This window comes from Streptomyces rishiriensis (assembly GCF_030815485.1).
GTDB classification, from domain to species: Bacteria; Actinomycetota; Actinomycetes; order Streptomycetales; family Streptomycetaceae; genus Streptomyces; species Streptomyces rishiriensis_A.
This window is the reverse complement of record NZ_JAUSWV010000002.1, coordinates 4,982,979-5,008,967: the sequence shown is the minus strand read 5'-3', so window position 1 is coordinate 5,008,967 and position 25,989 is coordinate 4,982,979. Positions and strand designations below refer to the sequence as shown.

18 protein-coding genes, 1 pseudogene and 1 riboswitch are annotated in these 25,989 nt (G+C 71.7%); of the genes and pseudogenes, 15 read left to right on the top strand and 4 right to left on the bottom strand.

The genetic code is table 11. The features are described from left to right. Positions 1 to 108: 108 nt before the first annotated feature. Complete coding sequence (locus tag QF030_RS24785) at positions 109 to 1,119, bottom strand: polyprenyl synthetase family protein (protein ID WP_307164836.1); 1,011 nt, start codon at positions 1,117 to 1,119, stop codon at positions 109 to 111. Positions 1,120 to 2,062: 943 nt separating this feature from the next. After that, a riboswitch (cyclic di-AMP (ydaO/yuaA leader) is annotated at positions 2,063 to 2,262 on the top strand. A 3-nt stretch (positions 2,263 to 2,265) separates the two neighbouring features. Here QF030_RS24785 and QF030_RS24780 point away from each other — a divergent pair. After that, positions 2,266 to 2,739 (top strand): transglycosylase SLT domain-containing protein, encoded by a 474-nt coding sequence (locus QF030_RS24780; RefSeq protein ID WP_307164835.1) that lies wholly within the window; start codon positions 2,266 to 2,268, stop codon positions 2,737 to 2,739. Between the two features lie 103 nt (positions 2,740 to 2,842). On the opposite strand, the gene QF030_RS24775 is transcribed toward QF030_RS24780, so the two are convergent. Continuing rightward, positions 2,843 to 3,667, bottom strand: coding sequence for an HAD family hydrolase (locus QF030_RS24775; RefSeq protein WP_307164834.1), 825 nt, complete (start codon positions 3,665 to 3,667; stop codon positions 2,843 to 2,845). A gap of 291 nt (positions 3,668 to 3,958) precedes the next feature. Here QF030_RS24775 and QF030_RS24770 point away from each other — a divergent pair. The 6 genes and pseudogenes from QF030_RS24770 (at position 3,959) to QF030_RS24745 (ending at position 11,870) form a co-directional block, all read left to right on the top strand. After that, a pseudogene (locus QF030_RS24770) lies at positions 3,959 to 5,024 on the top strand (GNAT family N-acetyltransferase). A 154-nt stretch (positions 5,025 to 5,178) separates the two neighbouring features. Further along, entirely contained in the window at positions 5,179 to 6,618 is a 1,440-nt protein-coding gene (locus QF030_RS24765; protein WP_307164833.1) for a glycosyltransferase, read from the top strand. 164 nt (positions 6,619 to 6,782) lie between these two features. Next, entirely contained in the window at positions 6,783 to 7,538 is a 756-nt protein-coding gene (locus tag QF030_RS24760) for a polysaccharide deacetylase family protein (RefSeq protein ID WP_307167680.1), read from the top strand. Positions 7,539 to 7,611: 73 nt separating this feature from the next. Next, positions 7,612 to 9,624: a hypothetical protein gene (locus QF030_RS24755; protein ID WP_307164832.1), complete on the top strand. Its 2,013-nt coding sequence runs from the start codon at positions 7,612 to 7,614 to the stop codon at positions 9,622 to 9,624. Between the two features lie 36 nt (positions 9,625 to 9,660). Next, a complete protein-coding gene (locus QF030_RS24750; protein WP_307164831.1) occupies positions 9,661 to 10,335 on the top strand; it encodes a hypothetical protein in 675 nt (224 codons plus the stop codon). A 350-nt stretch (positions 10,336 to 10,685) separates the two neighbouring features. Next, on the top strand, positions 10,686 to 11,870 hold the full coding sequence (locus QF030_RS24745) for a glycoside hydrolase family 26 protein (RefSeq protein WP_307164830.1): 1,185 nt from the start codon (positions 10,686 to 10,688) through the stop codon (positions 11,868 to 11,870). Here the strand turns inward: QF030_RS24745 and QF030_RS24740 are convergent. Continuing rightward, positions 11,791 to 14,367: a lipopolysaccharide biosynthesis protein gene (locus QF030_RS24740; RefSeq protein ID WP_307164829.1), complete on the bottom strand. Its 2,577-nt coding sequence runs from the start codon at positions 14,365 to 14,367 to the stop codon at positions 11,791 to 11,793. The genes QF030_RS24745 and QF030_RS24740 overlap by 80 nt on opposite strands. Then, positions 14,360 to 15,595, bottom strand: coding sequence for a DegT/DnrJ/EryC1/StrS family aminotransferase (locus QF030_RS24735; protein WP_307164828.1), 1,236 nt, complete (start codon positions 15,593 to 15,595; stop codon positions 14,360 to 14,362). The genes QF030_RS24740 and QF030_RS24735 overlap by 8 nt, the downstream gene beginning before the upstream one ends. Before the next feature lie 301 nt (positions 15,596 to 15,896). Between QF030_RS24735 and fahA the strand changes: the two genes are divergently transcribed. From fahA to QF030_RS24695, 8 genes are all read left to right on the top strand, one after another. Beyond that, complete coding sequence (gene fahA / locus QF030_RS24730) at positions 15,897 to 17,108, top strand: fumarylacetoacetase (RefSeq protein ID WP_307164827.1); 1,212 nt, start codon at positions 15,897 to 15,899, stop codon at positions 17,106 to 17,108. A gap of 441 nt (positions 17,109 to 17,549) precedes the next feature. Beyond that, positions 17,550 to 18,488 (top strand): M56 family metallopeptidase, encoded by a 939-nt coding sequence (locus QF030_RS24725; protein ID WP_307164826.1) that lies wholly within the window; start codon positions 17,550 to 17,552, stop codon positions 18,486 to 18,488. Between the two features lie 279 nt (positions 18,489 to 18,767). Beyond that, positions 18,768 to 19,556: a GntR family transcriptional regulator gene (locus QF030_RS24720; protein ID WP_307164825.1), complete on the top strand. Its 789-nt coding sequence runs from the start codon at positions 18,768 to 18,770 to the stop codon at positions 19,554 to 19,556. Positions 19,557 to 19,755: 199 nt separating this feature from the next. Further along, positions 19,756 to 19,983 (top strand): 4Fe-4S dicluster domain-containing protein, encoded by a 228-nt coding sequence (locus QF030_RS24715; protein WP_020130156.1) that lies wholly within the window; start codon positions 19,756 to 19,758, stop codon positions 19,981 to 19,983. Positions 19,984 to 19,998: 15 nt separating this feature from the next. Continuing rightward, complete coding sequence (locus tag QF030_RS24710; protein WP_307164824.1) at positions 19,999 to 21,339, top strand: ABC transporter substrate-binding protein; 1,341 nt, start codon at positions 19,999 to 20,001, stop codon at positions 21,337 to 21,339. Then, positions 21,336 to 22,217 carry an ABC transporter permease gene (locus QF030_RS24705; RefSeq protein ID WP_307164823.1) on the top strand — a complete coding sequence of 294 codons (882 nt, stop codon included), beginning with the start codon at positions 21,336 to 21,338 and terminating at the stop codon, positions 22,215 to 22,217. The genes QF030_RS24710 and QF030_RS24705 overlap by 4 nt, the downstream gene beginning before the upstream one ends. Then, positions 22,201 to 23,016 (top strand): ABC transporter ATP-binding protein, encoded by an 816-nt coding sequence (locus QF030_RS24700; protein WP_307164822.1) that lies wholly within the window; start codon positions 22,201 to 22,203, stop codon positions 23,014 to 23,016. Before QF030_RS24705 ends, QF030_RS24700 begins: the two co-directional genes overlap by 17 nt. 11 nt (positions 23,017 to 23,027) lie before the next feature. Continuing rightward, complete coding sequence (locus tag QF030_RS24695) at positions 23,028 to 25,964, top strand: fumarate reductase/succinate dehydrogenase flavoprotein subunit (RefSeq protein WP_307164821.1); 2,937 nt, start codon at positions 23,028 to 23,030, stop codon at positions 25,962 to 25,964. Positions 25,965 to 25,989: the final 25 nt, after the last annotated feature.

The following is a 25,989-nucleotide window of genomic DNA, read 5'->3' as shown; positions in this document are numbered from 1 at the left end:
CCAAATCGGCCAGGGAGAAGCGTCAGCCCGAGGGCTCAACTCCACATACGCCTGCGGTATGACACGAAGGTGACGGGCCGGCACCCGACCCGTAGGGGTTCCCGGGGGTCAGCCCGCCCGGTGGACCACCGCGTCGCAGAGTTCCAGCAGCGCCGCCTTCGCGTCGCACTCCCGCAACGGCGCCAGCGCGGACCGCGCTTCCTTCGCGTACCGCACGGTGTCCCGGCGGGCCTGCTCCAGCGCCGGGTGGGCCCGGAGCGCCTCCAGCGCCTCGGTGTGCCGGGCGTCGTCGGTCAGGTCGGAGTCCAGCAGCTCGCACAGGGCGATGTCCTCGGGCAGCGACAGCCGTGCCGCCCGCTCGCGCAGCCGCAGCACGGGCAGCGTGGGCACGCCCTCGCGCAGATCCGTCCCCGGCGTCTTGCCCGACTCGTGCGAGTCGGAGGCGATGTCCAGGACGTCGTCCGCCAGCTGGAAGGCCACGCCGAGCCGCTCGCCGTACTGCGTGAGCACGTCGACGACCGTCTCGTCGGCACCGGACATCATCGCCCCGAACCGGCAGGCCACCGCCACCAGCGAGCCCGTCTTGCCGCCGAGCACGTCGAGGTAGTGGTCGACCGGGTCCCGTCCGTCCGTCGGCCCCGCGGTCTCCAGGATCTGCCCGGTGACCAGCCGCTCGAACGCCTCCGCCTGCACCCGTACCGCCTCGGGGCCGAGGTCGGCCAGGATGTGGGAGGCCCGTGCGAAGAGGAAGTCACCCGTGAGTACGGCGACGGAGTTCCCCCAGCGGCTGTTCGCGCTGGACACCCCGCGCCGCACGGCCGCCTCGTCCATCACGTCGTCGTGGTACAGCGTGGCCAGGTGGGTCAGCTCCACCACGACGGCCGAGGGCACGACACCCGGCGCGTACGGGTCACCGAACTGCGACGCGAGCACCACGAGCAGCGGCCGGAACCGCTTCCCGCCCGCGCGTACGAGGTGCTGGGCGGCCTCCGTGATGAACGGGACCGCGCTCTTGGTGGCCTCGAGCAAGCCTTCCTCGACAGCCGCCAATCCGGCCTGGACATCGGCTTCCAGAGCCTGGTCCCGCACGCTCAGCCCGAACGGCCCGACGACGGTCACGAGGGGTCTCCTGTCTGCTGGTGTCTACTGGCGATTACGCGGTTTGTCGATAGGTCTCTGCCATCACTCAAGTCAGCGTATCCGGTCACGTTTCGATCACCGATAGCCCCCACGTCCCGCGGGCTCGAATGGGCTCGCCCGGGAGGTCTCCAGGAGGCGCCCGAGAGGTGCCCCGCAGGCCAGGCCCGGTCGGATCACGCCCGAAATGTTTTCGATCAGCTCATATGAGCGGACATGAAGAGAGTTTCCGGGAAGTGGAGATTCATGTCCTCGGACGGGCCGCCGGCCGCTCCGAAACGTCCGCGCACCCCTTTTGCGCGTGACGACGATCACGCGTTTCTTCTCAGGTTCCCCCCGCGACCCGTCGAGCGCGACGGCAGGCGCGCCCCTCACCCCTCCCCCTCCTCCAGCCCCCCTCCGCCTTTCCTCCAGCCTCCCCCCACTCCCCTTCCACCCCCTCCCCCCTTCCCCACCCCCTCTCGCCGCCTCCGATCCCCTCCCCTTCTCGTCCACCTCCCTCCCCCCTCTGCGCGATCCGTCGTCGCCCCGTCGTCGACCCGCCGTCGACCCGCCGTCGACCCGCCGTCGACCCGCCGTCGAACCGGCGCCGGGTCGCCATCGAACCGGCGTCGGCCCGCCACCGATTCGGCACTGATTCACCATCGGTCTATTAATAGGGAGTTGGGGCGAATGCCCGATTCGCCGCTCTTGTGGATGCTGGTGAGTTGGCTCACTCCCCGCGAAGATCCGGTCTACCCTCACCCTTCACCGATTCTCCGCACGCCTTAAGCAAGTTGAAGGTTTGCACCCACAAAGGATCAAGCACCCCATAGGCCACAGACCAAGGTCAATAGGGGTGATCTGTGAATCCGGTACTTGTTCCGGACATGTGCTCTCGCATACGTTCCCGGCCTGTCGGGCGGAACGCCGAATCCTGCCGCCGCTCGCACACCCACCGATACCGCTCGGCAGGAGCGGGGGAACCAGGTAAGTCGCCGAAACGGACTTTCCGTACGTCTTGGATACACAAGACGTTTCGGGCAGGCCTTACGGCTAGGGGTCAAGCCGCGTCCGTCAGGACGCGACCGGGCAGCTCCCGCCCGAACCCGACAGCTCACCTCGCAGGCGCCGGAGAGGAAATTCGTCATGCCCGCTGCCGCTCAGCCGCGCCGCAACCGTTTCGTCCGCACGCTCGCCGTCGCCGCCACCGGCGCGGCCGTGCTCGCCCTTCCCGTCCTCGGGGCGACCACCGCCTCCGCGGCGACCCCGGCCGTCTCCACCGCCACCAGCCTCGGCTACGCCAACAACCTCGACGGCTGGATCCGCGCCTCCCTCCAGGTCATGGGGCAGCACGGCATCCCGGGGACGTACAACGGCATCTACCGCAACGTCATCCGCGAGTCCTCCGGCAACCCCAACGCCATCAACCTCTGGGACTCCAACGCGGCCGCGGGCATCCCGTCCAAGGGGCTGCTCCAGGTCATCGACCCGACCTTCCGCGCCTACCACGTCAACGGGACGTCGTGGGACTCGTACGACCCGGTCGCGAACATCACCGCCGCCTGCAACTACGCGGCCGCGCGCTACGGCTCGATCGACAACGTGTTCGGCGCGTACTGACCGTCCCGCCGACCGGTCACCGGTCCCGGCAGCCGGTGCCGCTACCCGACACCCGGCAGCCGGTGCCGCTACCCGACGCCCGGTAGCCGGTGCCGGTAGCCGGTTACGGAAACAGTCTTTCGAGGACGACGGCCACGCCGTCGTCCTCGTTCGACGTCGTGACCTCGTCGGCCACCGCCTTGAGTTCCGGGTGGGCGTTGGCCATGGCGACGCCTCGCGCCGCCCAGTCGAACATCGGGATGTCGTTGGGCATGTCCCCGAAGGCGACGGTGTCCTCGGGCCGCAGCCCCAGGTGTTCGGCGGCCAGGGCCAGACCCGTCGCCTTGGTGATCCCGCAGGGCTGGAGTTCGACCGTGCCCGGCCCCGACATGGTGACGGTGGCCAGGGAGCCGACCACCGAGCGGGCCGTCGACGCCAACTCGTCGTCGGACAACGTCGGATGGCGCAGCAGTACCTTGCTGATCGGCTCGCACCACAGATCGTCGCGTCGATCGACCCGCAGGGCGGGCAACGTCGGGTGGGGCATCCGGTAGCCCGGCTCGATGAGCGTCAGCCCGTCGACCCCGTCCTGGTCGACGGCCGCGTACAGCTGCCCGACCTCCGCCTCGATCTTGCCGAGCGCGGTCTCGGCCAGCTCCCGGTCCAGGGTGACCGACCACAGCAGACGGTCCGCGCCGGCGTCGTACAACTGCGCCCCCTGCCCGCACACCGCGAGCCCCCTGCTGTGCAGCCGGTCGAGCAGCGGGCGCACCCGGGGCGCGGGCCGTCCGGTCACCACCAGGTGGCGTGCGCCGGCGCTCGCCACCCGCGCGAGCGCGTCGAGCGACCGGTCGGAGAAGGTGTCGTCGCCGCGGAGCAGCGTCCCGTCCAGGTCGGTGGCGATGAGGGAGTACGCGGTGCGCGCGGCATATGCGGTGGGTGCGGCCATGATCAGAGAATACGGATCCCGGGGTCCCCGGGTTCGACGCGAACCGGACGACGTCGAAGTCCTGTCCGGTTCTGCCAACTCCCCTTGTGTGCCTGGCTCACGACTGGCTGCCGACCGACTCAATGGAACGGCTTTCTGACACCTCGCCGGGTAGTGGACGGTTAAAGGCCTCTGCACCGGTTGGCAGCAACATGTGACGCTACCTACCGCGATGCCCGGGTGGAGCGGTACCGTCCAGGTGTCCAGGGGGGACTTGATCGGGGGGTCGGGTTGAGCAGTGGGCGCATTCGTGTGCTGGGGCCGCAGGATCTCGGCGAGGGGGAGAGGGAGCGGTGGCGCGCGCTGCGTGCCGCGTCCGGGCTTCCGCGGAACCCGTTCATGGAACCGGAGTTCACCGACGCCGTGGGCTTGGTGAGGCCACGCTCGCGGGTGGCGGTGGTGTACGAGGGGCGGGAGCCGGTCGGCTTTCCTGCCCCACGAGCGGGGCCGGCTCGGACAGGGGCAGGCCCTCGCGTACGGCGTCTCGGACGCGCAGGGCGCGGTGCTGGCCCCGGGTCTCGGACTGAAGGCGGCCGAACTGATGCGGGCGTGCGCCCTGTCGAGCTTCGCCTTCGACAACCTGGAGGCGGGGCAGGGGCTGTTCACCCCGCACGCGGCGGCGGAGTACGCCTCTTATGTCATCGACGTGGAAAAAGGTTACGAGACCTACGAGTCCGTGTTGCGGGCCCAGTCGCCGAAGTTCCTGAAGACGACTCTCGCCAAGGAGCGCAGGCTCGGCCGCCAGGTCGGGGAGCTGCGGTTCGTGTTCGACGAACGGGATCCGGCCGCGCTGCGCACGCTCATGGGGTGGAAGTCCGCGCAGTACCGCAGGACCGGTCGCCGGGACCGGTTCGCCCAGGAGTGGATCACCCGGCTCGTGGACGCGCTCTCCGTGACCCGCGCGCCGGAGTGCTCCGGCACGCTCTCCGTCCTCTACGCCGGTGACCAGCCGATCGCCGCGCACTTCGGGCTGCGTTCGTCGACGGTCCTGGCCTGCTGGTTCCCTGCGTACGAACCGGGATTCGCGAAGTTCTCGCCCGGCCTGGTGCTGCATCTGCGGATGGCCGAGTCGGCCGCGGCCGAGGGCATCGGCCTGCTCGACCTGGGGCGGGGCGCGGCCGAGTACAAGGACGCGCTGAAGACCGGGGAGGTGCCCGTGTACGAGGGGGCGTGGTCGCGTCCGGGGGCGGGCGCCGTCCTCTACTGGCTCAGCCGTGAGCCGTCCCGCCGGGCGCACCACTTCGTGCGCAACCGGCCGAGGCTCGCCGCGGCGGCCGCACGGGCCTTGAAGGGCGCGGGCCGACTGCGCCGACCGTGACGAGCGGCGCCGGCCGACCGTCCGTCGGGCCCGACGTCGTGACCGGCGCCACGGATGTGACAGGCGTGACCGGCTCCGGCTGTGCCCGCACCGGTCCGGCCGGCAAGGCACACGCCGCGTGACAGGAACGACTGGCGTGAGACAAGGGGGATGCATGTACCGCGCTGCACGCGCACAGCAGGAGATACAGCGGTTCCTGGACATCGAGCCGGTGCAGGTCGCCGAGCTCGAGCTGGACGGCGGGGGCGTCCTCAGACCGGGGCCCGGGAGTCCGCCCGTGACGCACGGCGAGGTGTTCGTGCTGGTCAGAAGGGGCGGACGACCGATCGGAACGCTGCTCGGGTCGGTACCGGAGGGCGCGGACCCGAAGACCGTCCTGATGGGCCTGGCCTCGCGTGAGCACGCACCCGGGCCGCCTGACACGGGGCCCGCCCAAGTCACCGCCCAGACCGCCGCCACCGCCCCGATCGCCGCCACAATCCCGACCACCACCACCCCGACCACCACCGTGCCGCCCGCCACAGCGTCGAACGCCACCGTGCCGCCCGCCACCGCCCCGAGCGCCACCGCGCCGACCGCTACCGCCGCCCCGAACGCCACCGTGCCGTTCACCACCGTCGTCGTCGCCACCCGGGAGCGCGCCGAAAGACTTGCCCACGCCCTCGACTCGCTGCTGGCCCAGGATCACCCGGACTTCGAGATCGTCGTCGTCGACAACGCGCCCGTGACGGACGCGACGCTGGATCTGATCGAACGCAAGTACGCCGAGCACGTGCGGTACGTGACCGAACCGACGCCCGGCCTCGCCGTCGCACACAACCAGGGCGTCGCGACCGCCCACGGCGAGGTGATCGCCTTCACCGACGACGACGTCGTGGCGGACCCGCGCTGGCTCACGGAACTCACCGCGCCCTTCACCGCCGACCCGGGCCTCGGCTGCGCCACCGGCCTGATCCTGCCGGCCGGGCTGCGGACCCCTGCCCAGGTTCTCCTGGAGAGCCACGGCGGCTTCGCCAAGGGCTTCTCGGCCCGTACGTACGACCCGCGGGACCCGCCCGCCGACGAACCGCTGTTCCCGTTCACCGCGGGCCGCTTCGGCTCCGGCGCCAACATGGCCTTCCGTAGGGAGGTGCTGCGGGCGGTCGGCGGTTTCGACCCGGCGACCGGCGCGGGGACGCTCGCGCGGGGCGGCGACGACCTCTACGGATTCGTCCGGGTCCTCGCCGGGGGCCACCGGCTGCACTACACGCCGCAAGCCCTGGTCTGGCACCACCACCGGGAGACCTGGCGGGATCTGGAGACCCAGGCGTACGGCTACGGCGCCGGCCTGACCGCCTACCTCACGGCGATCCTCGTCAACCGGCCCGGCCTGCTGCCCGCGTTCCTGGCCCGGTTGCCCAGGGGGCTCGCCCACGCGCGGACGCTGACGGCGAGCCGGGAGGCGGAGCCCGCGGCGGACGGCGCGCCCGGCGGACACGACGCCCGGACCCACGCCTGGCCCACCCGGCTCTCCCGGCTCCAGCGGCGCGGCATGCTCTACGGGCCGGTGGGCTATCTGCGGGCCCGGCACGCGCTGCGGGGTGCTGTCCGATGACGGCACCCGCGCACAGGCCAGACGGAGCCCACGGCGGCCACCGCAGCAACGGCAGCAACGCCAGCAACCGCAGCAACCGCAGCAACCGCAGCAACCGCAGCAACCGCAGCAACGGCAGCAACGGCAGCAACGGCAGCATCCCGGTGTTTCTGTATCACGCCGTGATGGAGGAACCGCCCGGCTGGATCGCCGAGTTCACCGTCAGTCCGCAGCAGTTCGCGGGGCATCTGGACGCCGTCGTGGACAGCGGCCGTACGCCCGTGACGATCAGCGCGCTCGCCGACCACCTCGCGGGGCGGGCGCCGCTGCCGCCCCGGCCGGTGCTGCTCACCTTCGACGACGGCTTCGCCGACCTGCCCGGTGCGACCGCCGAGGCGCTGGCCGGGCGCGGGCTGCCCGCCACCGCCTACCTGACCACCGGAGCGATCACCCGGGGCGGCCGCAGCCTGCTGCCACCCGCGCCGATGATGACGCTGGAGCAGGCGGCGCAACTCGAGCGGTACGGCATGGAAATCGGCAGCCACACCGTCACCCACGCCCAGCTGGACACCCTCGCGCCCCGGGCGCTGGCGCACGAACTACGGGAATCGCGTTCGGTGTTGGAGGACGCGCTCGGCCACCGGGTCCGCCACCTCGCCTACCCGCACGGCTACAACAGCGGCCGGGTACGGCGGACGGCAGTCGCCGCGGGCTACGAGACGGCCACCGCCGTGCGGCACGCGCTCAGTTCGGACCGCGACGAGCAGTACCGCATCGCCCGGCTCATCGTGCGCCGGGGTCACACCGTCGCCGACATCCTGGGCTGGCTGGCGGGATCCGGCGCCCGTGTCGCCCCGTACCGCGACGGACCGAAGACGGTCGGCTGGCGCTGGTACCGCCGCGCCCGCGCCGTCGTACAGGGACCGGTGTTCGCAGGTTGAGGCGGGTTCGACGATTTTGGTGTGAAAAGAAGTAGAAATTCCTATAGTTGGCATGAGGGAGGGGAGCCTCGACGTGCAACACCACGTGCCCGTACCGAGCACCGAGAGCAGCGAGCTGCCCACCCCCGACCTCTCCGCCGGACCGGGCAGCCCGAGCGCTCCCGCTGGTCCCAGCCCTTCCGGTAGTCCCAGCACTGCCGCTGTCCCCCGCCCTTCGGGTAGTCCCGGTAGTCACAGCGGTCCTGGCGATCCGGGCAGCCCGGACCCGAACAGCGGCGGTGGTCGCAGATCCTGGCGGGTCCCACGACGTCGGCCGGACGCCGGTCTGCTGACGCTGCTGCTCGCCACCGCCCTGTGGGTGTACGCGCTGCCCCGCATCGGCTTCCGCGAGATGGGCGACTACGGCCTGCTGGACCGGCTGCCGGTCGCCTACTACCTCTCGTTGCTGGTCCTCACGGCCGGCTTCGTCCTCAGTCTGCGGCGCGCGGGCACCGCGCCCTGGTGGCCGGCCGCGCACTGTGCCGCGCTGCTCCTCGCGCTGAAGGCGCCACCGGCGGTGCTGTACGACGCCGTGCGCTACCCGTGGGCGTCCAAGCACGACGCCATCGTCGACACGCTGCTCACCAACGGTGAGCTGCGGCCGGGCGCGGCGCTGTCGGGAAACATGTCCGCATACGACCAGTGGCCGGGCTTCTTCACCCTCAACGCGGGCCTCGTGCGCGCCTTCGGCGTGGAGAACGCCGCCGTTTACGCGAACTGGGCGCCGATCGTCGTCGGCCTGCTCATGATGCCGGTGCTGGTCCTGATCTACCGCACCTTCTGCGAGGACTGGCGGCTCATCTGGACCGCCGTGTGGATCTTCCAGCTCGCCAACTGGGTGGGCCAGGACTACTTCGCCCCGCAGGCGCTGGCCTACCTGCTGCATCTGACGGTTCTCGCGGTGGTGCTGCGGCACTTCGTGCGGCCCGGGTCCGCCGGACGACTGCGCGACCGCACCTTCCTCGACCCGGTGGCCGCGCCCGTACCGCCGCCGACGGGGAGGAGGCAGCGCGCGGTGTGCGTGGTGATCCTGGCGCCGCTGATCGCCGCCGTCAACGCGACGCACCAGCTCACCCCGGTGATGCTCACCATCTGTCTGGTCGCGCTCAGCCTCACCCGCCGCTACCGCAATTACGGGCTGCTGGCGGTCGCCGCGACGCTGATGCTCACCTGGGACCTGACGATGGGCCGGCCGCTGTTCGTCGAGACGCTCAACACCATCAGGAAGTCGATCGGCGAGCTGACCGAGAACTCCCGTGCGGGCTACACGGGGCAGCTCACCGGGCCCGGACCGGAACTCGCCGGCACCGCCAACGTGGTGATGGTGCTCGCGATCGCCGTCCTCGCCGGGGCCGCCGTCGTACTGCGGCGTCGGCTGACCCGTAGCGCCCTGCCCCTGCTGCTGGTGTCCGTCGCCCCGGTACCGCTGTTCGCCGTCAACGACTACGGCGGCGAGATGCTCTTCCGCGTCTATCTGTTCGCCCTTCCCGGCGCGGCCTTCTTCGCCGCCGCCGCGCTCGTCCCTGCCGTCGCGGGGACGCACCGCAGCAGGGCGAAGGCACTGCGGCGCAGGGCGGCGGCCTTCGCCCTGCCGGTCGTCCTGCTGGCCCTGCTGGCCGGCTTCCTGCCGTCTTACTACGGCAAGGAGAAGATGTTCTACACGCCGCCGGAGGAGAGCGCGCTGGTCACCAAGGCCCTCGACAACGCTCCCGACGGCTCGTTGATCCTCGCCACCAGCGGCTCCTTCCCGCAGGCGCTCCACCGCTACGACCGTCTCGAGCACTGGTTCTTCGCCGAACAGGCCCTGCCCGAGAACGAGAAGATGCTGAAGGACCCCGCCGGCTACCTCGCGGACGGGATTCCACCGGGCGCGAAGGCGTACGTCGTCCTCACTCACACGCAGGACGTCTACGCCGCCGGCGAGGGTCTGCTGCCGCCCGGCGGCTTCGAGACCCTGCGCTCGAAGCTGACCGCCTCGCCCCTCTTCCGGACCGTCGAGAGCCATCCGTACGGCGTCGTCCTGGAGTACCGCCCGGCCGGCCGATGACCCCACATGAGCCCAGATGAGCCCAAGGTGATCGAAGTGACGACCAGAGACTCCGAGGACATCGACAACGAGAACACCGCCGACGGGGGCCGCGGAGATCCGGCCTACGGCGACCCGGGCCACGGGGATCCGCCCTACAGGGATCCGGGCCACGGGGATCCCGGCTACGCGCACCCGGGCTGCGGAGACCTGGGCAGCGGAGTCATGGGCAGCGGAGTCATGGGCGAGGTCTCGGAAACCAAGGGGGCCGATGGCGCCAGGTCCGCCAGGTCCGCCCGGTTCACCCGGGTCACCCGGTTCACCCGGTTCACCTCGACACATCGGAGAGTGCTCGTCGCGGCCTCTGGTTGGTCGGCACTGGCCGTCACCGCATTGCCTGGGCCGTCCCCGGTGCGCTGGATCCCGGTGCTGCTGTTCGTCCTGTTCGGTCCCGGATGCGCGGCGCTCCATCCGCAGCCGGGCCGCCTGGCCTCCGGCGCCAGACTGGAGGCGATCGCGCTCGCCGCGCCCATCAGCCTCTCGCTCGGTGTCCTCACCGCCACCTCGCTGTTCCTGGTGGAGGCCTTCTCGACAACCGCCTTCCTGGTCTCACTCGCCTGCTTCACCACGGTCACCGCGGCACTGCCGGGACTGCCGCTGCCCGCCGCTCGGCGCGGCGCGGTCGAGCGCGCCAGGGTCAGGCGCAGGCCTTCCGGCGGCAGTGACACATGACGGGACGGCATCGGCTGCGGCATGCGCGGCCAACGCCAACGCCAGGGCCGAGTCTGGGACCTACGCCAGGGCTGAGGCAAGGGCCACGCAAGCCGGCCGAACCGCACGTGATGAGCGACGCGGAGCACCACATGGGGGACGACTTGGGAGACCGGTTGCGGGACGGCTTGAACCACATCTGGGAGGACGGCTCCGGTAACCCGCCGGGGGACGGCTCGGACCCCGCTTCGCGGAACGGCTCACGGAACGGCTTGCGAAACGATCCTGAGGGCGAACCGGGCAGCAACCCGGGCGACGACCCGCGGAGCGAGCCTGCGGACGGCCCGCGAAGCACGTGGGCAGACGGCCCGGTGAGCGGCCGGCCGGACGGCCCCGACAGCGGCCCGGCTGGCGGCTCGGGGAGCAACCGGGCGGGCGGCACGCCAAGAGATGCGAAGAGCGCCCGGCGCATCTGCACGGCCGTCGCGCTGATGGCGGTGGCCGCGCTGCTCGCCGGGCTGGGCATCTGGGCCGGCCGCGCCGAGGAACCGGATTCCGCCACGGACGCCCTGCCCGACAACGCGGCCTCGGGTGAGTTGCCCACCGGTTCGTGCGCCCCCACCGACACGCTGATCCCGCCGTGCGGCGCCTGGTGGGGCGCCGCCGTGCCGTACACCGAGGACGGCTCGCTCAAGGACGCCGTGTACGGCTTCGAGAAGAGGATCGGCCGCAAGCTGGACCTCGTCTACAACTACCACGACATGTCGGGCACCAGGCTCGACGGGGAACTGCTCACCCCCGACGAACAGGAACTCGGCAAGGACAGGCTGCTCATGCTGGCCTGGGAGTCCACCGTCTGGACCGAGCCGCACCACGAGAACTGGACGGAGACCCAGCTCGGCTGGAAGAACATCGCGTCCGGCAGGCTCGACGAGGAACTCCTCGATCCGCAGATCCGGCGTATCAAGGCCTACGGCAAACGCGTCTTCCTCTCCTTCGACCAGGAGACCGACGCCCGCATCAAGGAAGGCGCGGGCACCCCGGAGGAGTTCGTCGCCGCGTACCGCCATGTGCGCGACCGGTTCCGTGAACTGGGGGCCGACAACGCGGTGTGGGTGTGGACCGTCTCCGGCTACCTCGGCAGCGCGGCCGACATGAAGGCGCTCTACCCCGGGGACGAGTACGTCGACTGGATCGCCATGGACCAGTACAACTACTACCAGTGCCACGGCACCACGGACTGGAAGGACTTCCTGCGCAGCCAACAGCCCGCCTACGAGTGGCTGCGCGAGAACATCAGCGACGAAAAGCCGGTGATGCTGGCCGAGTTCGCCACCGCACCCGACGCCGATGCCCCGCAGCGCCAGCGCGACTGGTACACCCAGATCCCCGCCGCCGTGAAGAAGCTCCCCGAGGTGAAGGCGCTGGTCCACTGGAACCGGCCGACCTCCGAGGAACCCGTGTGCGATCTGACCGTCAACGAGGGCCCTGGTCTCGAGGGCTACCGGGAGGCGGGTAAGAACGGCTACTTCCACCAGCCGGTGCCGTCCCGCTGACCGCGACCGCGCCGCGCGGCTGTCCGGCACCCGCGCGGCCACGGGTGGCGAGCGACACGGACACGACGGCGAGGACGAGGACGAGGACGACGAACAGAGGAAGGACCACCGGCGCGAGCTCCTGCCGCCACACCCAGCCGCCCACCGCGACGAGATACAGGACGCCCCAGCGCCCGGGCCACGTCAACCACCGATCCGCCCGCGCGAGCAGCAGCCACAGCGGTACGAGACACAGCAGCTGCACGGCCGGCGGTGCCCAGCGCAGCAGCGGCTCGGGCCCGTCGAGCCCCATCCCCTCCGCGAGGTGACCGGCCGCCTTCGCGTACGACGCCCCACCGAGCGGTGACGGCTCCCGGCCGAAGGCGGAGGGTACGGCGTACAGGGCGAGCAGCACCGAACCCAGCGCCGCCCCCGGCAGCAGCGCCCCGCGCGCAGCGCGCAGCGTCACCGCGCCGACGAACACCACGAGCAGTACACCCCCCGCGACGAGCGCCGCGAGCGGCAGCGCCGCCAGCAGCTGACGTCCGGTCAGTACGTCCTCGGACGGGCCGTCGAACCACGGCAGATCACGCAACGCCGTCCAGAAGACCACGGTCGCCACGCCGAGCAGACCCCACAACCCGCCCGAGACCCACCGATCCCAACGCCCGCCCGACCCGCACCACTCCCGGCCCCCACCCGACGCGGACCGGTCCCGTGCGGCCTCCCCTGTCGACCGGCCCCACGCCCCGGCCTTCGCAGAAGCGGCTTTCACGGACCCGGCCTTCGCGGTCCCGGCCTTCTCGATCTTCCCGGTCTCTTCGCTCCCCTTGCCTGCCTCGATCCCCTCCTCTCGCTCGGCCCCCTTCCCTCGCTCGGCCCCCTTCCCCCGCTCGGTGCCCTTCCCCCGCTCGGTCCCCTCCCCCCTGCCTCCCTTGAGAGCCTCGGACTCTTGTGGGGTCCGCCTTATCAGCGCGAGCGTGTCCGCTTGCAGCGCCTCGCGTTCGTAGCCGGGGCGTCCTATGAACAGGGTGACCGTGTCCTCATCGACGCCCTCGCGTTCCTGAGCCGCTCGGCGCGCCCAGTTCGTGCCGTACCCGGCGGTGGCGTTCAGCCGCGCCCAGTGAGTGCCGTAGGCCGGGGCCGCGGAGGAACGGCCGACGGCGGACGGACGGCGGTCGCGGCGCAGCGCGGAACGCAGACCTACGGCGGAGACGGCGGCGATCAGCGTCATGCTGATCAGTACCGCCCAGCCCGCACCCGCGATCCCGGCCGGGGCGAACAGCAGGGCGGCGCTGCCCAGCACCAGCGTGCACATGGCGCCCTGGAGCGCGGCGAGCACCCCGGTCCGGCCCTGCACCCGCAGCACTCCGATGTACAGCTCGACCACTACCCGGGGCAGCGCCCCGGCGGCCAGCAGCCGCAGCACGGTGGTGCCGTGTTCGGCGTAGTCCTCGTGGAACGGCAGCAGGATCTGCGGGGCGAACACCACCAGGACCAGCACCACCGGCACCAGCAGCAGCGTCATCCGGCGCAACGCCCCCCGCACGCCCTCGGCGAGCTGGCGCGGATCGTGGGAGGCGTGCGCGGTGAGGGAGGAGGCCATGTTGATGGCCATGAACTCCATCGTCCCGCCGACGGTGTACGCCACGTAGAAGTAGCCGTTCTCCGCCGCGCTGAAGCGGACCGCGACCATCACCGGCAGCAGGTTGATCATCGCCAGGCTGAACAGCGCGCCCAGCGAGTCCCCGGCCAGGAAGCGGCCCATCTCGCGCAGTTGCGGCGGCTCCAGGTCGTGGTCGACGGCAGCCTGGCGCGGAATCAGCCGGCGGAAGATCAACCAGCCCAGTGGCAGCGTGGAGAACGCGATCGCGAGGGCCCAGGACACGAAGATCCCGAGCACCGGCAGTGCGGTCGCGCACACGACCAACAAGATCAGTTTGCCGACGGAGAACACCGCGTTGCCGATGGGCACCCAGCCCGACCTGCGCAGGCCGGTGAGCACCCCGTCCTGGAGTGTGAGCAACGCCCATGCCACGCACGCGACGATGAACGCCGCCCCCGCTGCGGCCGTGCCGAGCGGCGCGTACGTCGCCCCCCACATATCCAGGGTGAGCAGGAAGGCGAAGGCGGCGACGGCCACGACCGCCGAGCTGACCGCGTACGCCCGCCACACCAGCGAGCCCGTGGTCCGTCCCGCGCGCGGCACGAAGCGGACGACGGCTCCGATCATCGTCGTCGCCGTGATGCTGGCCAGCAGCCGCATCGCCGCGATCGCCGCCGAGCCCTGGCCGACGGCCTCCTCCGAGTAGTAGCGGGCGGCCATCAGCCAGAAGCCCAGGCCCAGCACGGCGGACACACCCGTGCTGAGCATCAGGAAGTAGGCGTTCCTGAACAGGGATTCGGAGCCGCGGGTCCGGTCGTCCGGCCGGTCGGGCGGTGGCGCGCCGGCCGTCTTTCTGCCGACCGGCGGCGCCGAGGACTCCGGCACCTGGATCTCGGCCTGTGTCTCAGCCACGGGTCGGCTCCAGCCCTCCCGGCGCCTCGGCCGGCCGTACGCCGGACTCCTGGAGCACCTCGACGACCCGCCGGGCCCGCAGCGGATCCACGGGCAACGCGTGCCGGGCGAACCAGCGGGCCCCGGCGGGATCGGGCGACGGGTCGGTGAAGGCGGCACCCGCGTAGTCGTCCAGCGGCGGATCGTAGAGGTACCCGACGACGATGCCCCGCCGCGCGAGCGCCGCCCTCGCGGCGTCCCGGTCGGCGACGAACAGGGGTACGCGGAAGAGAGGTTGGACCCGGTCGGCGCGGGCGGCGCCGGGACGTGCCCACGGTGTGGCCGTAAGCAGTTCCGTGCCCGCCCGGCAGGCCGCCAGCACCTCGTCCAGGTGGTCGAGCCTGCGGGCGATGCGGCCGGCTCTCAGCGGACCTGAACGCAGCCGGTAGTCGTGCATGTCGACGCGAACCCAGGAGTCGTGCGCAGTGAGGTCCGGCGCCACGGTGACGGCGCGGGCCAGCTCGGCCGACCGCAGCGGCATGCGGATCTCCTCCCGCTCCATCAGCCCGAGCAGCCGCATCGTGGCCCAGGCGGCCCGCCGCAACCGCAGCCCTCGCACGGCCGCCTCCGCGTACGGCCGGACGGTGTAGGCGAGTTCCGCCGTGAGCCGTGCCGGCAGCAGCAGGTCCTCGCAGGTCTTCTCCAGGGCCTCGCGCAGTCCCGGGTCGGCGCAGGCCAGGAAGCCGCCGGCCTTGGCACCGACATGCTTGGAGAGGCTGAAGACGGAGGCGTCCCCCCAGGCCCCGACCGGTCTGCCGCCCACTTCGCTGCCGATGGCATGCGCCCCGTCCTCGAACAGCGGGATACCCAGTGCGTCGCACTTCTTCCGCAGACGTGGTGTGTCGTCCGGACTGCCGTACAGATTCGTCGTGAGGACGCCGGAGAGCGACCCCCACACCTCGTCGGGCACGGCATCGACGTCGATCGACGCGTCCAGCGGGTTCAACGGCGCCTGCACGGGCCGCAGTCCGGCCGCCAGCAGGACGAAGAAGATCACGTCGTCGTTGACCGGCGACATCAGTACCCGTCCGCCCGGCGGGCACCAGTGGCGCAAGGCCACGTACAGCCCGAATCTGCACGACGGTACGTACACGCATACCCGGCCGAGTCTGTCGCGCATCGTCGCTTCCAGCCGCTTCGGCCGTGAGCCACGCCGCGCCGACCCGAGGCCGGCCTCCCCTATGGCCATCCGCCCCCCAGGTGTGCCAGGGGAAGGCCCCCTCCCCGAGGCCTTCCAGCACCCGCCCAGAGTCTCCCGTTTCGCACCGCTCCGTCAAGATTGCGTACCGGCCGGTGGACCACTTCGGGTGAGCGACCGGAAGCGGAGAGCGGCCGGCCGACGGACCTCGCCGGTCCGGCCCCCATGTCACTTCCGCGACGTCAGCCGTAACGTGTGGCGCGGCTCGGCGCACCCGCGCGACACCCGCTCGGGGTCCGGCGAGCCCTACATGGCGAGCACCAAAGAGCGCACGAAAGAGAGGCAGTACCCGATGCCCCCCTTCGACCTTCCCGAGGGCGATCCCTTCGGTCCGCACAACCTCCCGTACGGCGTCTTCTCCCTCCCGGGTTCCACGGAGCGGACCGTCGGCGTCCGGCTCGGCGACCATGTCCTCGACGCGGGCGCGGCGGCCCGCGCTCTCGGCTCGCCACACGTCGGCCTGCTCGCCTCGCCGACGCTCGACCCGCTGCTGGCGGCGGGACGCGCGACCTGGTCGCAGGTGCGCCGCGCCCTGACGGAGTGGGTGACCGACCCCGTCCACCGGCCCACCGTCGAATCCCTCTTCCATCCCCTTGCCGGCGTGACCCTGCACCTTCCCTTCCAGGTCGCCGACTACGTCGACTTCTACTCGTCCGAGCACCACGCCCGGAACGCGGGCGCGATCTTCCGTCCGGACGCCGGGGACGTCCTCCTGCCCAACTGGAAGCATCTGCCGATCGGCTACCACGGCCGGGCCGGCACGGTCGTGGTCTCCGGCACGGACGTCGTCCGCCCGTCGGGCCAGCGCAAGACACCCGACGACCCGGCCCCCGTCTTCGGGCCCTCGGTGCGGCTCGACATCGAGGCCGAGGTCGGCTTCGTGGTCGGCGTGCCCTCGCGGCAGGGCAGTCCGGTCGCGCTGGCCGACTTCCGTGAGCACGTATTCGGCCTGTGCCTGCTCAACGACTGGTCCGCCCGTGACCTCCAGGCCTGGGAGTACGTCCCTCTCGGCCCGTTCCTCGCCAAGTCGTTCGCCACGTCGGTGTCGGCGTGGATCACTCCGCTGGAAGCCCTGGAGCACGCGCGGGTGAAGCCCCCGGAGCGGACCCACCCCCTCCTCCCCTACCTCGACGACGCGGCCGCCGAATCCGGCGGATACGACCTGCGCATCTCTGTCGCGCTCAACGGTCACACGCTCTCCGACCCGCCCTTCTCCAGCATGTACTGGACGGCCGCCCAGCAACTCGCCCACCTCACCGTCAACGGCGCCTCCCTGCGCACGGGCGACCTGTACGGCTCGGGCACGGTGAGCGGCCCCGAGCCGCACGAGCGCGGCTCCCTGCTGGAGCTGACCTGGAACGGCCGTGATCCGCTGGAACTCCCCGACGGCAAGCGCACGTTCCTCGAGGACGGCGACGTGGTGACCCTGTCGGCATGGGCCCCAGGTCCCGGCGGAGCGCGAGTAGGCCTGGGAGAGGTGAGCGGCCAGGTGATCGCCGGGTGAAGCGCCCAGGGGCCCTGGTGTGAGAGCGGAAGTGGGAGCGGGCGTGGGCGTGGGGTAGGTGTGAGTGAACCCGGCGCCCGCATCTGCACCGGGGGCGAAGGCGGGGCGGGGGAGCGGAGGGCGGGGGGAGCGGAGGGCGGCTGCAGCGGCGGGATCAGGGACGGCCGCAGCGCCCGAGCCGTCGTCGCAGCCAGGGCCGGTGGCCAAGCCGGTGGTGAGGGGGTCGACGGTGGCGAGGCCGTCGAGCCGGGTCGGCGTGGGCTGAACCGGAGCGTCGTCGTGGGCTGACTCCCGGCGTAACCGCCGTCATACTGGCGGCGGGCACGGTTCTCGTGCCGAGCCCGCCGCCCATGGCAGGCCGCACGCCCGCGGGTACGCCGCAAGCACCCCGCGCGCACGTGGCCCACGCCCCCTTCCCGACCAGGATCCGGAGCCCATGGCATGACCCTCTGCCTGCTCCTGCTGAGCGTCGTCGCCCTGTCCGCCGCCGTGCCGGCTCCCCGTGCGCTCACCCGGTCCGCCTGGCCCGAGCGGGAGCCCGTGCTCGGGCTGTGGGTCTGGCAGTGCCTGGTCGCCACGGTCCTGTTGTGCTGTGTGGCCGCCCTGACCCTGGGCGCCGCCGCCGTGTTCCACACCGTCCGCGCCCGGGTCTTCGCCCCCGCGCCGCCCGGGGTCTCCGAGGCGTACGACCTCTCCGCCGCCCCGCTGTGGGCCGCGACCCTCACCCTGCTGCTGGCCTGCGGGGCCGCCTGGACCACCGCGATGCTCGCCCGTGAGCTCGTCGAGGCGCGCCGACGCCGCGGCAGGGCCAGGGCCCACCTGCGGGAACGCGCCCCCGACCTGCCCGCCGGCCTGCCGTCCGCCCGCGGACCGTTGCTGGTGCTCGAGGACGAATATCCGGACGCCTGGTGGATGCCCGGCAATCCACCCCAGTTGATCGTGACGACCGGCGCCCTGCACCGCCTCACCTCCCACCAGTTGGACGCCGTCCTCACCCATGAGCGCGGCCATGCCCGCGCCCACCACGACTGGCTGCTCCACCTGTCGACCGCCCTTGCCACCGGCTTCCCCCGTATTCCGCTCTTCTCCCACTTCTGCGACCAGACCCACCGCCTGGTCGAACTCGCCGCCGACGACACGGCGTCCCGCCGCTGCGGTCACCTGACCACGGCGCTCGCCCTGATCGAGCTGAACCAGCACCGCGGCGTCCTGTCCTGCGCCTCGAGTCACCGCCTCCTGGGCGAGCGGGTCGACCGTCTGCTCGAGCCTCCGCCGCGCCTGCTCCGCAGACAGCGGGCGCTGACGACGACGGTGGCCACGCTGGTGCCACTGCTGCCCCTGCTGATCACCTTCGCCCCAGGACTGACGGCGCTGTCCTGACGGCCTCGCCCTGGCGGCTCTGCCCTGACCACCTGGTCGCGACGGCCGTCTCCCGTGGGCCTCCCGCATGTGCCTTCTCGCGTGTGCCTCTCGCACAGGCCTTCTCCGGTAGACCCTCTCGCGCAGACCGCGCATCGGCCTCACCGCGTCGCCCCGACGTGGCAGATCTTGTGTACGCCGGTCCCGTTTCACCAGGTCAGCTCCTTTTCTGACACTCCCGCAGGTGGCGCAACACTCCGGCAACACCGCTTTTCCTACCAGCTCGCTATGGTTCGAAACATGCCACCGACCGACCGCATCCGAGACCACGCCGGCCAGGGCGCGACCACCGTCGCCGCCCACCGTGCGCGTCGTCGGCTGCGCGCGGACCAGGCCCGACAGCTCGCGGACCTCCTGCGCCGCCAGCTGCTCACCGACGGTTTCCCGGACGGCACGCTCCCGCACGAGTCGACCCTCGCCGGTGACTACCGCGCCTCCCGCAACACCGTCCGCCAGGCACTCGACCTCCTCCGGGCAGAGGGACTGGTGGAGCGCCTGCCCGGCGTGGGCACGGTCGTCGTGGCGCAGAAGTACCCGCACGGCCTGGACCGTCTGATGGGCCTCGCGGAGACCCTGCACGAGCACGGTCACGTCACCAACGAGGTCCGCACGATGGGCCCCGTCGCCGCGCCCGCCCCGGTGGCCGACCGCCTCCACGTCCCGCCCGGCACCGACGTGCTCTACATCGAACGCCTGCGCCGTCTGGGCGGCCTCCCCCTCTCTCTCGACCTCACCTACATCCCGCTCGACATCGGCACCGCCCTGCTCGGCGCCGACCTGGAGAACACCGATGTCTTCCGGCTCCTGGAGGCGGTCACCGGGCAGCGACTGGGCCACGCCGAGATCACCCTGGAGGCGGTGAACGCGGACGCCCACTCCGCCGCCGTACTGGAGGCACCACGTGGCGCGGCCGTCCTGATGCTCGAACGCCTCACGCACCTCGCCGACGGCCGCCCGGTGGACCTGGAGTTCATCCGCTTCCGCGGAGACCGCATCTCGATGAGCGGCCTGCTGCACCGCTCCCTCTGACCTCTCGCACCGGCAGCCTTTCCGCCCCCGTCTCCGCCCTCCCGCTCGTCCTCATGTCCGCTCGCTTCTCCACTCGCTTCCCCCGCTTCCATCGCCGCTCCCTTCACCGCCCACAACCCTTCATCGTCCGGCACGACCTCATCGGTTCACCGCCGACCGGGATTTCTCAGGATTTCTCGGGACTTTTCTGGAGACAGCCATGACCCTGGCACCCCAGCGGGCCGATGTGCCCGTGACCATCGACGAGTCGAAGTGCATCGACGGCTGCACGCTCTGTGTGGACATGTGCCCGCTGGACTCCCTCGCCATCGACGAGAGCAACGGCAAGGCCTATATGCACGTCGACGAGTGCTGGTACTGCGGCCCGTGCGCGGCTCGCTGTCCCACCGGTGCCGTCACGGTCAACATGCCCTACCTGCTCCGGTGAAAGGCCCGAACCTCCATGAAACCGAAAGCGACAGCCGCGTCCGCCGCCCTCCTGCTGCTCCCCCTCACCGGATGCGGCAGCGCCGAGGCCGGTAGCGGCTCCACGGTCACCGTCACCGTCGGCTACCAGTCCAAGACCATCAACACCGTGACGGCGGGCACCCTGCTGCGCTCACTCGGCTACTTCGAGAAGGAGCTGAACGCCCTCGGCGACGGCACCACCTACAAAGTGGACTGGCAGGACTACGCCACCGGCGCCCCCATCACCGCGCAGATGACCGCCGGGAAGATCGACATCGGCTCGATGGGCGACTTCCCGCTCCTCATCAACGCGGCCCGCGGCAAACAGCTCGGCAAGCCCACCCACCTGGTCTCGGTCACCGGCTACAACCTCCGCGGCGGCCTCAACACCATCGTCACGGCGCCCGGCTCCAAGCTCGCCTCCATCGAGGATCTCAAGGGCAAGAAGGTCTCCACCAGCATCGGTTCCGCCGCCGACGGCACCCTCGTACGGGCCCTGCAGCGCGCCGGCCTCGACCCGGCCGAGGACATCGAGAAACTCAACCAGCAGCCGGCCGTGGGTGCGTCGGCCCTCTCCGCGGGCAGCGCCGACGCGCTCTCGCAGTTCGTCGCCTGGCCCGGCCTGCTCGCGTACCAGGGCAAAGCGAAGGCCCTGTACGACGGCGCCCAGCTGGACCTGCCCACCTTCCACGGCGTCACCGCCCGCGAGGACTTCGCGAAGAAGCGCCCGGCCGTGCTGGAGGCGTTCCTGAAGGCTCAGGCGCAAGCCACCGACTACCTCGACACGCACCCGGTGGCCGCCGCCGAGAACGTCGCCAAGGCCACCGGCCTACCCGCCGAGGTCGTCTACCTCTACAACGGGGCCCACGGCATCTCGACCTTCGACCCGGCCATCAAGCCGCAGCTCGTCGCCGCGCTCAAGGAGGACGTCTCGATCCTGAAGGCGGCCAAGCTGACCGGAGACGTCGACGTGGACTCCTTCGTCGACGACCAGTACGTGAAGAAGGCACTCGGCACGTCCTACGCGCAGCAGCTCGCCGCCACGCCCGCACCGGCCGCGAGCGAGGTCTGGTCCAAGGACGCCACCGAGACCCGTACCTTCAAGACCCCCGCCGAGCTGCTGGCCTACGTCGCACAGCACAAGGACGGCATCCGCGCCGCCTATGTCCCCGACGCCACCACCGGCACCCTGTGGTTCGCCGACAAGGCCGTCTGGGTGGCCGACGGCGCGACGCTTCTGCCGTTCGTCGCCCCGGCGACCGCCCAGGCCTACGTCGATGCCCACGGCGGCGCCCGCGTCGTCACGTACACCGAGGCGCTGGGGCGGGCGTCGTGATCCGGTATGCGCTGCGGGTGGCCTCGGTGGCGGCCGCGCTCGGCCTGTGGCAGCTGCTGACCAGCCTGAACGTCGACCTGTGGTTGCGTTTCTCGCAGTTCCCCACGGTCGCCGATGTGGCCCACGCCTTCGCCGACCGCCTGGCCGGTGACGATTACTGGACCGACCTCACCGACAGCCTGACCCGCATCGTGACCGGATTCCTCCTGGCCGCCGTCCTCGGCGTGGCCACGGGCGTGCTCGTGGCGCGCTCGCGCCTGGCCGAGGACCTGCTCGGGCCGGTCCTCGAAGTCGTCCGCCCGATCCCCGCGATCGCCCTGGTACCCGTAGCGATCCTGCTCTTCCCCTCCAACGAGCAGGGCATCGTCTTCATCACCTTCGCCGCCGCCTTCTTCCCGGTCCTGGTCTCCACCCGGCACGCCGTCCGCGCGCTGCCCCCCGGATGGGAGGAGGCGGTCCGCACCATGGGCGGTGGCCGGTGGCGGATCCTCGGCTCGGTCGTCCTGCCCGGGGCGCTGCCGGGCATCTTCGGCGGCCTGTCGGTCGGCATCGGAGTGTCGTGGATCTGCGTGATCTCCGCCGAGATGATCTCCGGCCAGTACGGAGTCGGATACCGCACCTGGCAGGACTACACGGTCGTCGACTACCCGGGCGTGTTCGTCGGCATGGTCACGATCGGCGTGCTCGGCTGGGCCACGTCCACAGCCGTGGAACTCCTCGGCCGCCGTCTCACCCGCTGGCTGCCCCGCACGTCGTACGTCCCCACCGGCCGGGCCCGGCCGAAGAGTCCCCGATCGGCCGCTCCGGCACCGGTGGTCCTTCCCGCCGTCGCCACCGGACCCGAACCCGAGGAGGCCCGCGATGAGCACCTCGTCTGAGACCCGCGAGACCACCCGTACCGACACCGCGCACGCGGCCACCACCACGGCCACCGGTACGGCCGTACGCGGCACCCGGCTCACCCTCCGCGCGGCCACCCTCGGCCGCCCCGACGCCGCCGCCTTGGCCGACGTCGACCTGGACGTCCCGCCGGGCGAGATCCTCACCGTCGTCGGCCCCTCAGGCTGCGGCAAGTCGACGCTGCTGCGCACGCTGGCCGGGCTGCTGCCCGCGCTGACCGGAGCCGTGGAACAGGACGGCCGGCCGATCGGCGGACCGGCGGCGGACCGTGCGCTGGTCTTCCAGGAGGACGCCCTGCTCCCGTGGCGCAGCCTGCTGGCCAACGTCGAACTGCCCCTCGCCATCCAGGGCTCACCGCGCGCGGAGCGCAGGAAGCGGGCGGCGGCCTGGCTCGAGCGGGTCGGACTCGCCGACCGCGCCCGGCAGTTGCCGCACCGTGTCTCCGGAGGCCAGCGCCAGCGGGCGCAACTGGCCCGGGCCCTCGCCGCGGAGCCGCGCGCCGTCCTCATGGACGAACCGTTCGGCGCCCTCGACGCCCAGACCCGCGCCGGCATGCAGGACCTGCTGGTGGAGGTGCTGCACGGCACGGGCGCGACCGTCGTCTTCGTCACCCACGACGTGGACGAGGCCCTGTTCCTCGGCGACCGCGTGGCCCTCCTCGGCGCGGGCCGCCTCGTCGCCGTACGGGACGTGCCGCGTCCACGCGACCGCGCCGCCCATGACGACCCCGCGCGCGTGGCGCTGCGACGCGATGTCCTGACCTCACTCAGCACCTGAAAGGCATTCCGGTGGACACCCTCCTCCAGATCCCCGCGCTCGGCGACGCCGAGGAGCTGACCTGCGACGTCCTCGTCATCGGCGGCGGTACCGCCGGCACCATGGCGGCCCTGACCGCCGCCGAGCGCGGCGCGGACGTCCTGCTCCTGGAGAAGGCCCACGTCCGGCATTCCGGCGCCCTCGCGATGGGCATGGACGGCGTGAACAACGCGGTCATCCCCGGTCGCGCCGAGCCCGACGACTACGTCGCCGAGATCACCCGCGCCAACGACGGCATCGTCGACCAGTCCACCGTCCGCCAGACCGCCACCCGCGGCTTCGCCATGGTGCAGCGCCTGGAGTCGTACGGCGTGAAGTTCGAGAAGGACGAGCACGGCGACTACGCCGTCCGCCAGGTCCACCGTTCCGGCTCGTACGTGCTGCCCATGCCGGAGGGCAAGGACGTCAAGAAGGTCCTGTACCGGCAGCTGCGGCGGCGCGAGATGCGGGAGCGGATCCGCATCGAGAACCGGGTGATGCCGGTGCGCGTGCTGACCTCGCCCGAGGACGGACGCGCCATCGGGGCGGTCGGCTTCAACACCCGCACGGGGCAGTTCGTCACCGTCCGCGCGGGCGGGGTCGTCCTCGCGACCGGCGCCTGCGGCCGCCTGGGCCTGCCCGCCTCCGGCTACCTGTACGGCACGTACGAGAACCCCACCAACGCGGGCGACGGCTACGCCATGGCCTATCACGCGGGGGCCGAGCTGACCGGGATCGAGTGCTTCCAGATCAACCCGCTGATCAAGGACTACAACGGCCCCGCCTGCGCCTATGTCGCCAATCCCTTCGGTGGCTACCAGGTCAACCGGCACGGCGAACGCTTCGTCGACTCCGACTACTGGTCGGGCCAGATGATGGCCGAGTTCGCGGCGGAGGTCGCCAGCGACCGGGGTCCGGTGTACCTGAAACTGAGTCACCTCCCGGAGGAGTCGATCTCGGCCCTCGAGTCGATCCTGCACTCCACCGAGCGTCCGACCCGAGGCACCTTCCACTCCGGGCGCGGTCACGACTACCGCACGCACGACATCGAGATGCACATCTCGGAGATCGGCCTGTGCGGTGGTCATTCGGCCTCGGGCGTACGGGTCGACGAGCACGCCCGCACGACGGTCCCCCGCCTCTACGCCGCCGGTGACCTGGCGTGCGTCCCGCACAACTACATGATCGGCGCGTTCGTCTTCGGCGATCTGGCCGGCTCGGACGCGGCCCGGTACAAGGCGTACGACGGTGAGCTTCCCGCCGACCAACTGCGCGAGGCGCACGAGCTGATCTACCGCCCGTTGCGCAACCCGGAGGGTCCGCCGCAGCCCCAGGTCGAGTACAAGCTGCGCCGTTTCGTGAACGATTACGTGGCCCCGCCGAAGTCGGGCGCGCGGCTGTCGCTGGCCCTGGAGTCCTTCGAGCGGATGCGCGACGACATCGCCGCGATGGGTGCCCGTACTCCGCACGAGTTGATGCGGTGCGCCGAGGTCTCCTTCATCCGTGACTGCGCGGAGATGGCCGCGCGTGCCTCGCTGGCCCGTACCGAGTCCCGCTGGGGCCTCTACCACGACCGCCTCGACCACCCTCGTCGCGACGACGCCTCCTGGTTCCATCACCTCGATCTGCACAAGTCCCCCTCTGGCGCGATGGAGTTCACGGCCCGGCCGGTGGCCCCGTATCTGGTTCCGGTCGACGAGTTCGCCCCCGTCGGCGGCCCGTCCCGGCCGCTCGGCGAAGTGCACCCCGAGGACGTGGCCACGGCCGGTTCACGGGACGTGGCGCCCGTCGCCACCGGGCCCGAGACAGCCGCTCGGCAGTCCACGAACGCCTCGGCGCTCGCGACGCCCGAACCCGGCCTCGATCAGTCCTCCCCTCAGTCGTCCGTCCGTCTTCTCGAACTGGTCGCCCTCGCCGAGGACGAGCCCGAACTCGGTGCCCTGCTGCCCTACTTGAGCGACGCGGCGGCCGCTGTCCGGCGCGAGGCCGTCGCCGTCCTCACCGAGACGGTGCCGCCGGGCACCGGTCCCGCCCTCGCACAGGCGTTGCGCGACCCCTCGGCGGAGGTGCGTGCCGCCGCCGCGGCCTCGCTGCGCGAACTCGTCGAGACCCTGCCCGCGGAGCCGGCCCTGCGCGACGGCCTCGCCGCCGCCCTGGCCGAGCCCGACCCCGTCGTCCGCGCCGCGGCCCTGGACGTACTGCGTGCTCTGCGCCTCGGCGACGCCGCCCTGTTCGCGGGCTCTCTCACCGACGCCGACATCGCCGTCCGTATCGAGGCCGTCCGCGCCCTGGTGTCCGTCGACGCCGCCGAGGAACTGGCCCGCGCGGCGACCGCCGACCCGTCCCGCGAGGTCCGCGTCACGATCGCCAAGTCACTCGCCACGGTGGCGGCCGGACGCCTCGACGACACCTCACCGTCCGCCTTCGCTTCCGTCCCCGGCGACAGCTCCGTCCCAGGCGGCGACGGCTCCGGCGACGACGACGCTCACTCCGGCTCCAGCTCTGGTTCTGACTCAGGCTCCGGTGACAGCACGCCCTCCGATGCGGGCGTCGCCCCCGGGTTCGACGCCGTCCACGCGGCCCTCGTCGGACTCGTCGACGACCCCGACGCCCTGGTGCGTGCCGCCGCCTACGGGGCGTTGGGCACCACCGGCTGCCCGGTGCCGCTCGCCGCGCGGGCCGTGAGCGCGCTGGCCGATCCCGCCTGGCAGGTGCGCGCCGGTGCCGCCACCGCGCTGTCCGTGGCCCACCCCGACACGGCTCTCCCCGTCCTCGCCAAGACCCTGGCCGACCCGAATGCCGATGTCCGCAAGGCCGCCGTCCTGGCCCTGACCCGGCACCGAGGCTGGGAAGCCGCCCGCGCGGCCCTCGCCACGGCGACGACGGACTCCGACGCGGACGTCAGGGCGTATGCGACGCGCGCTCTGTGAGCAGCGCGCGCCGCTTCCGCTCCCG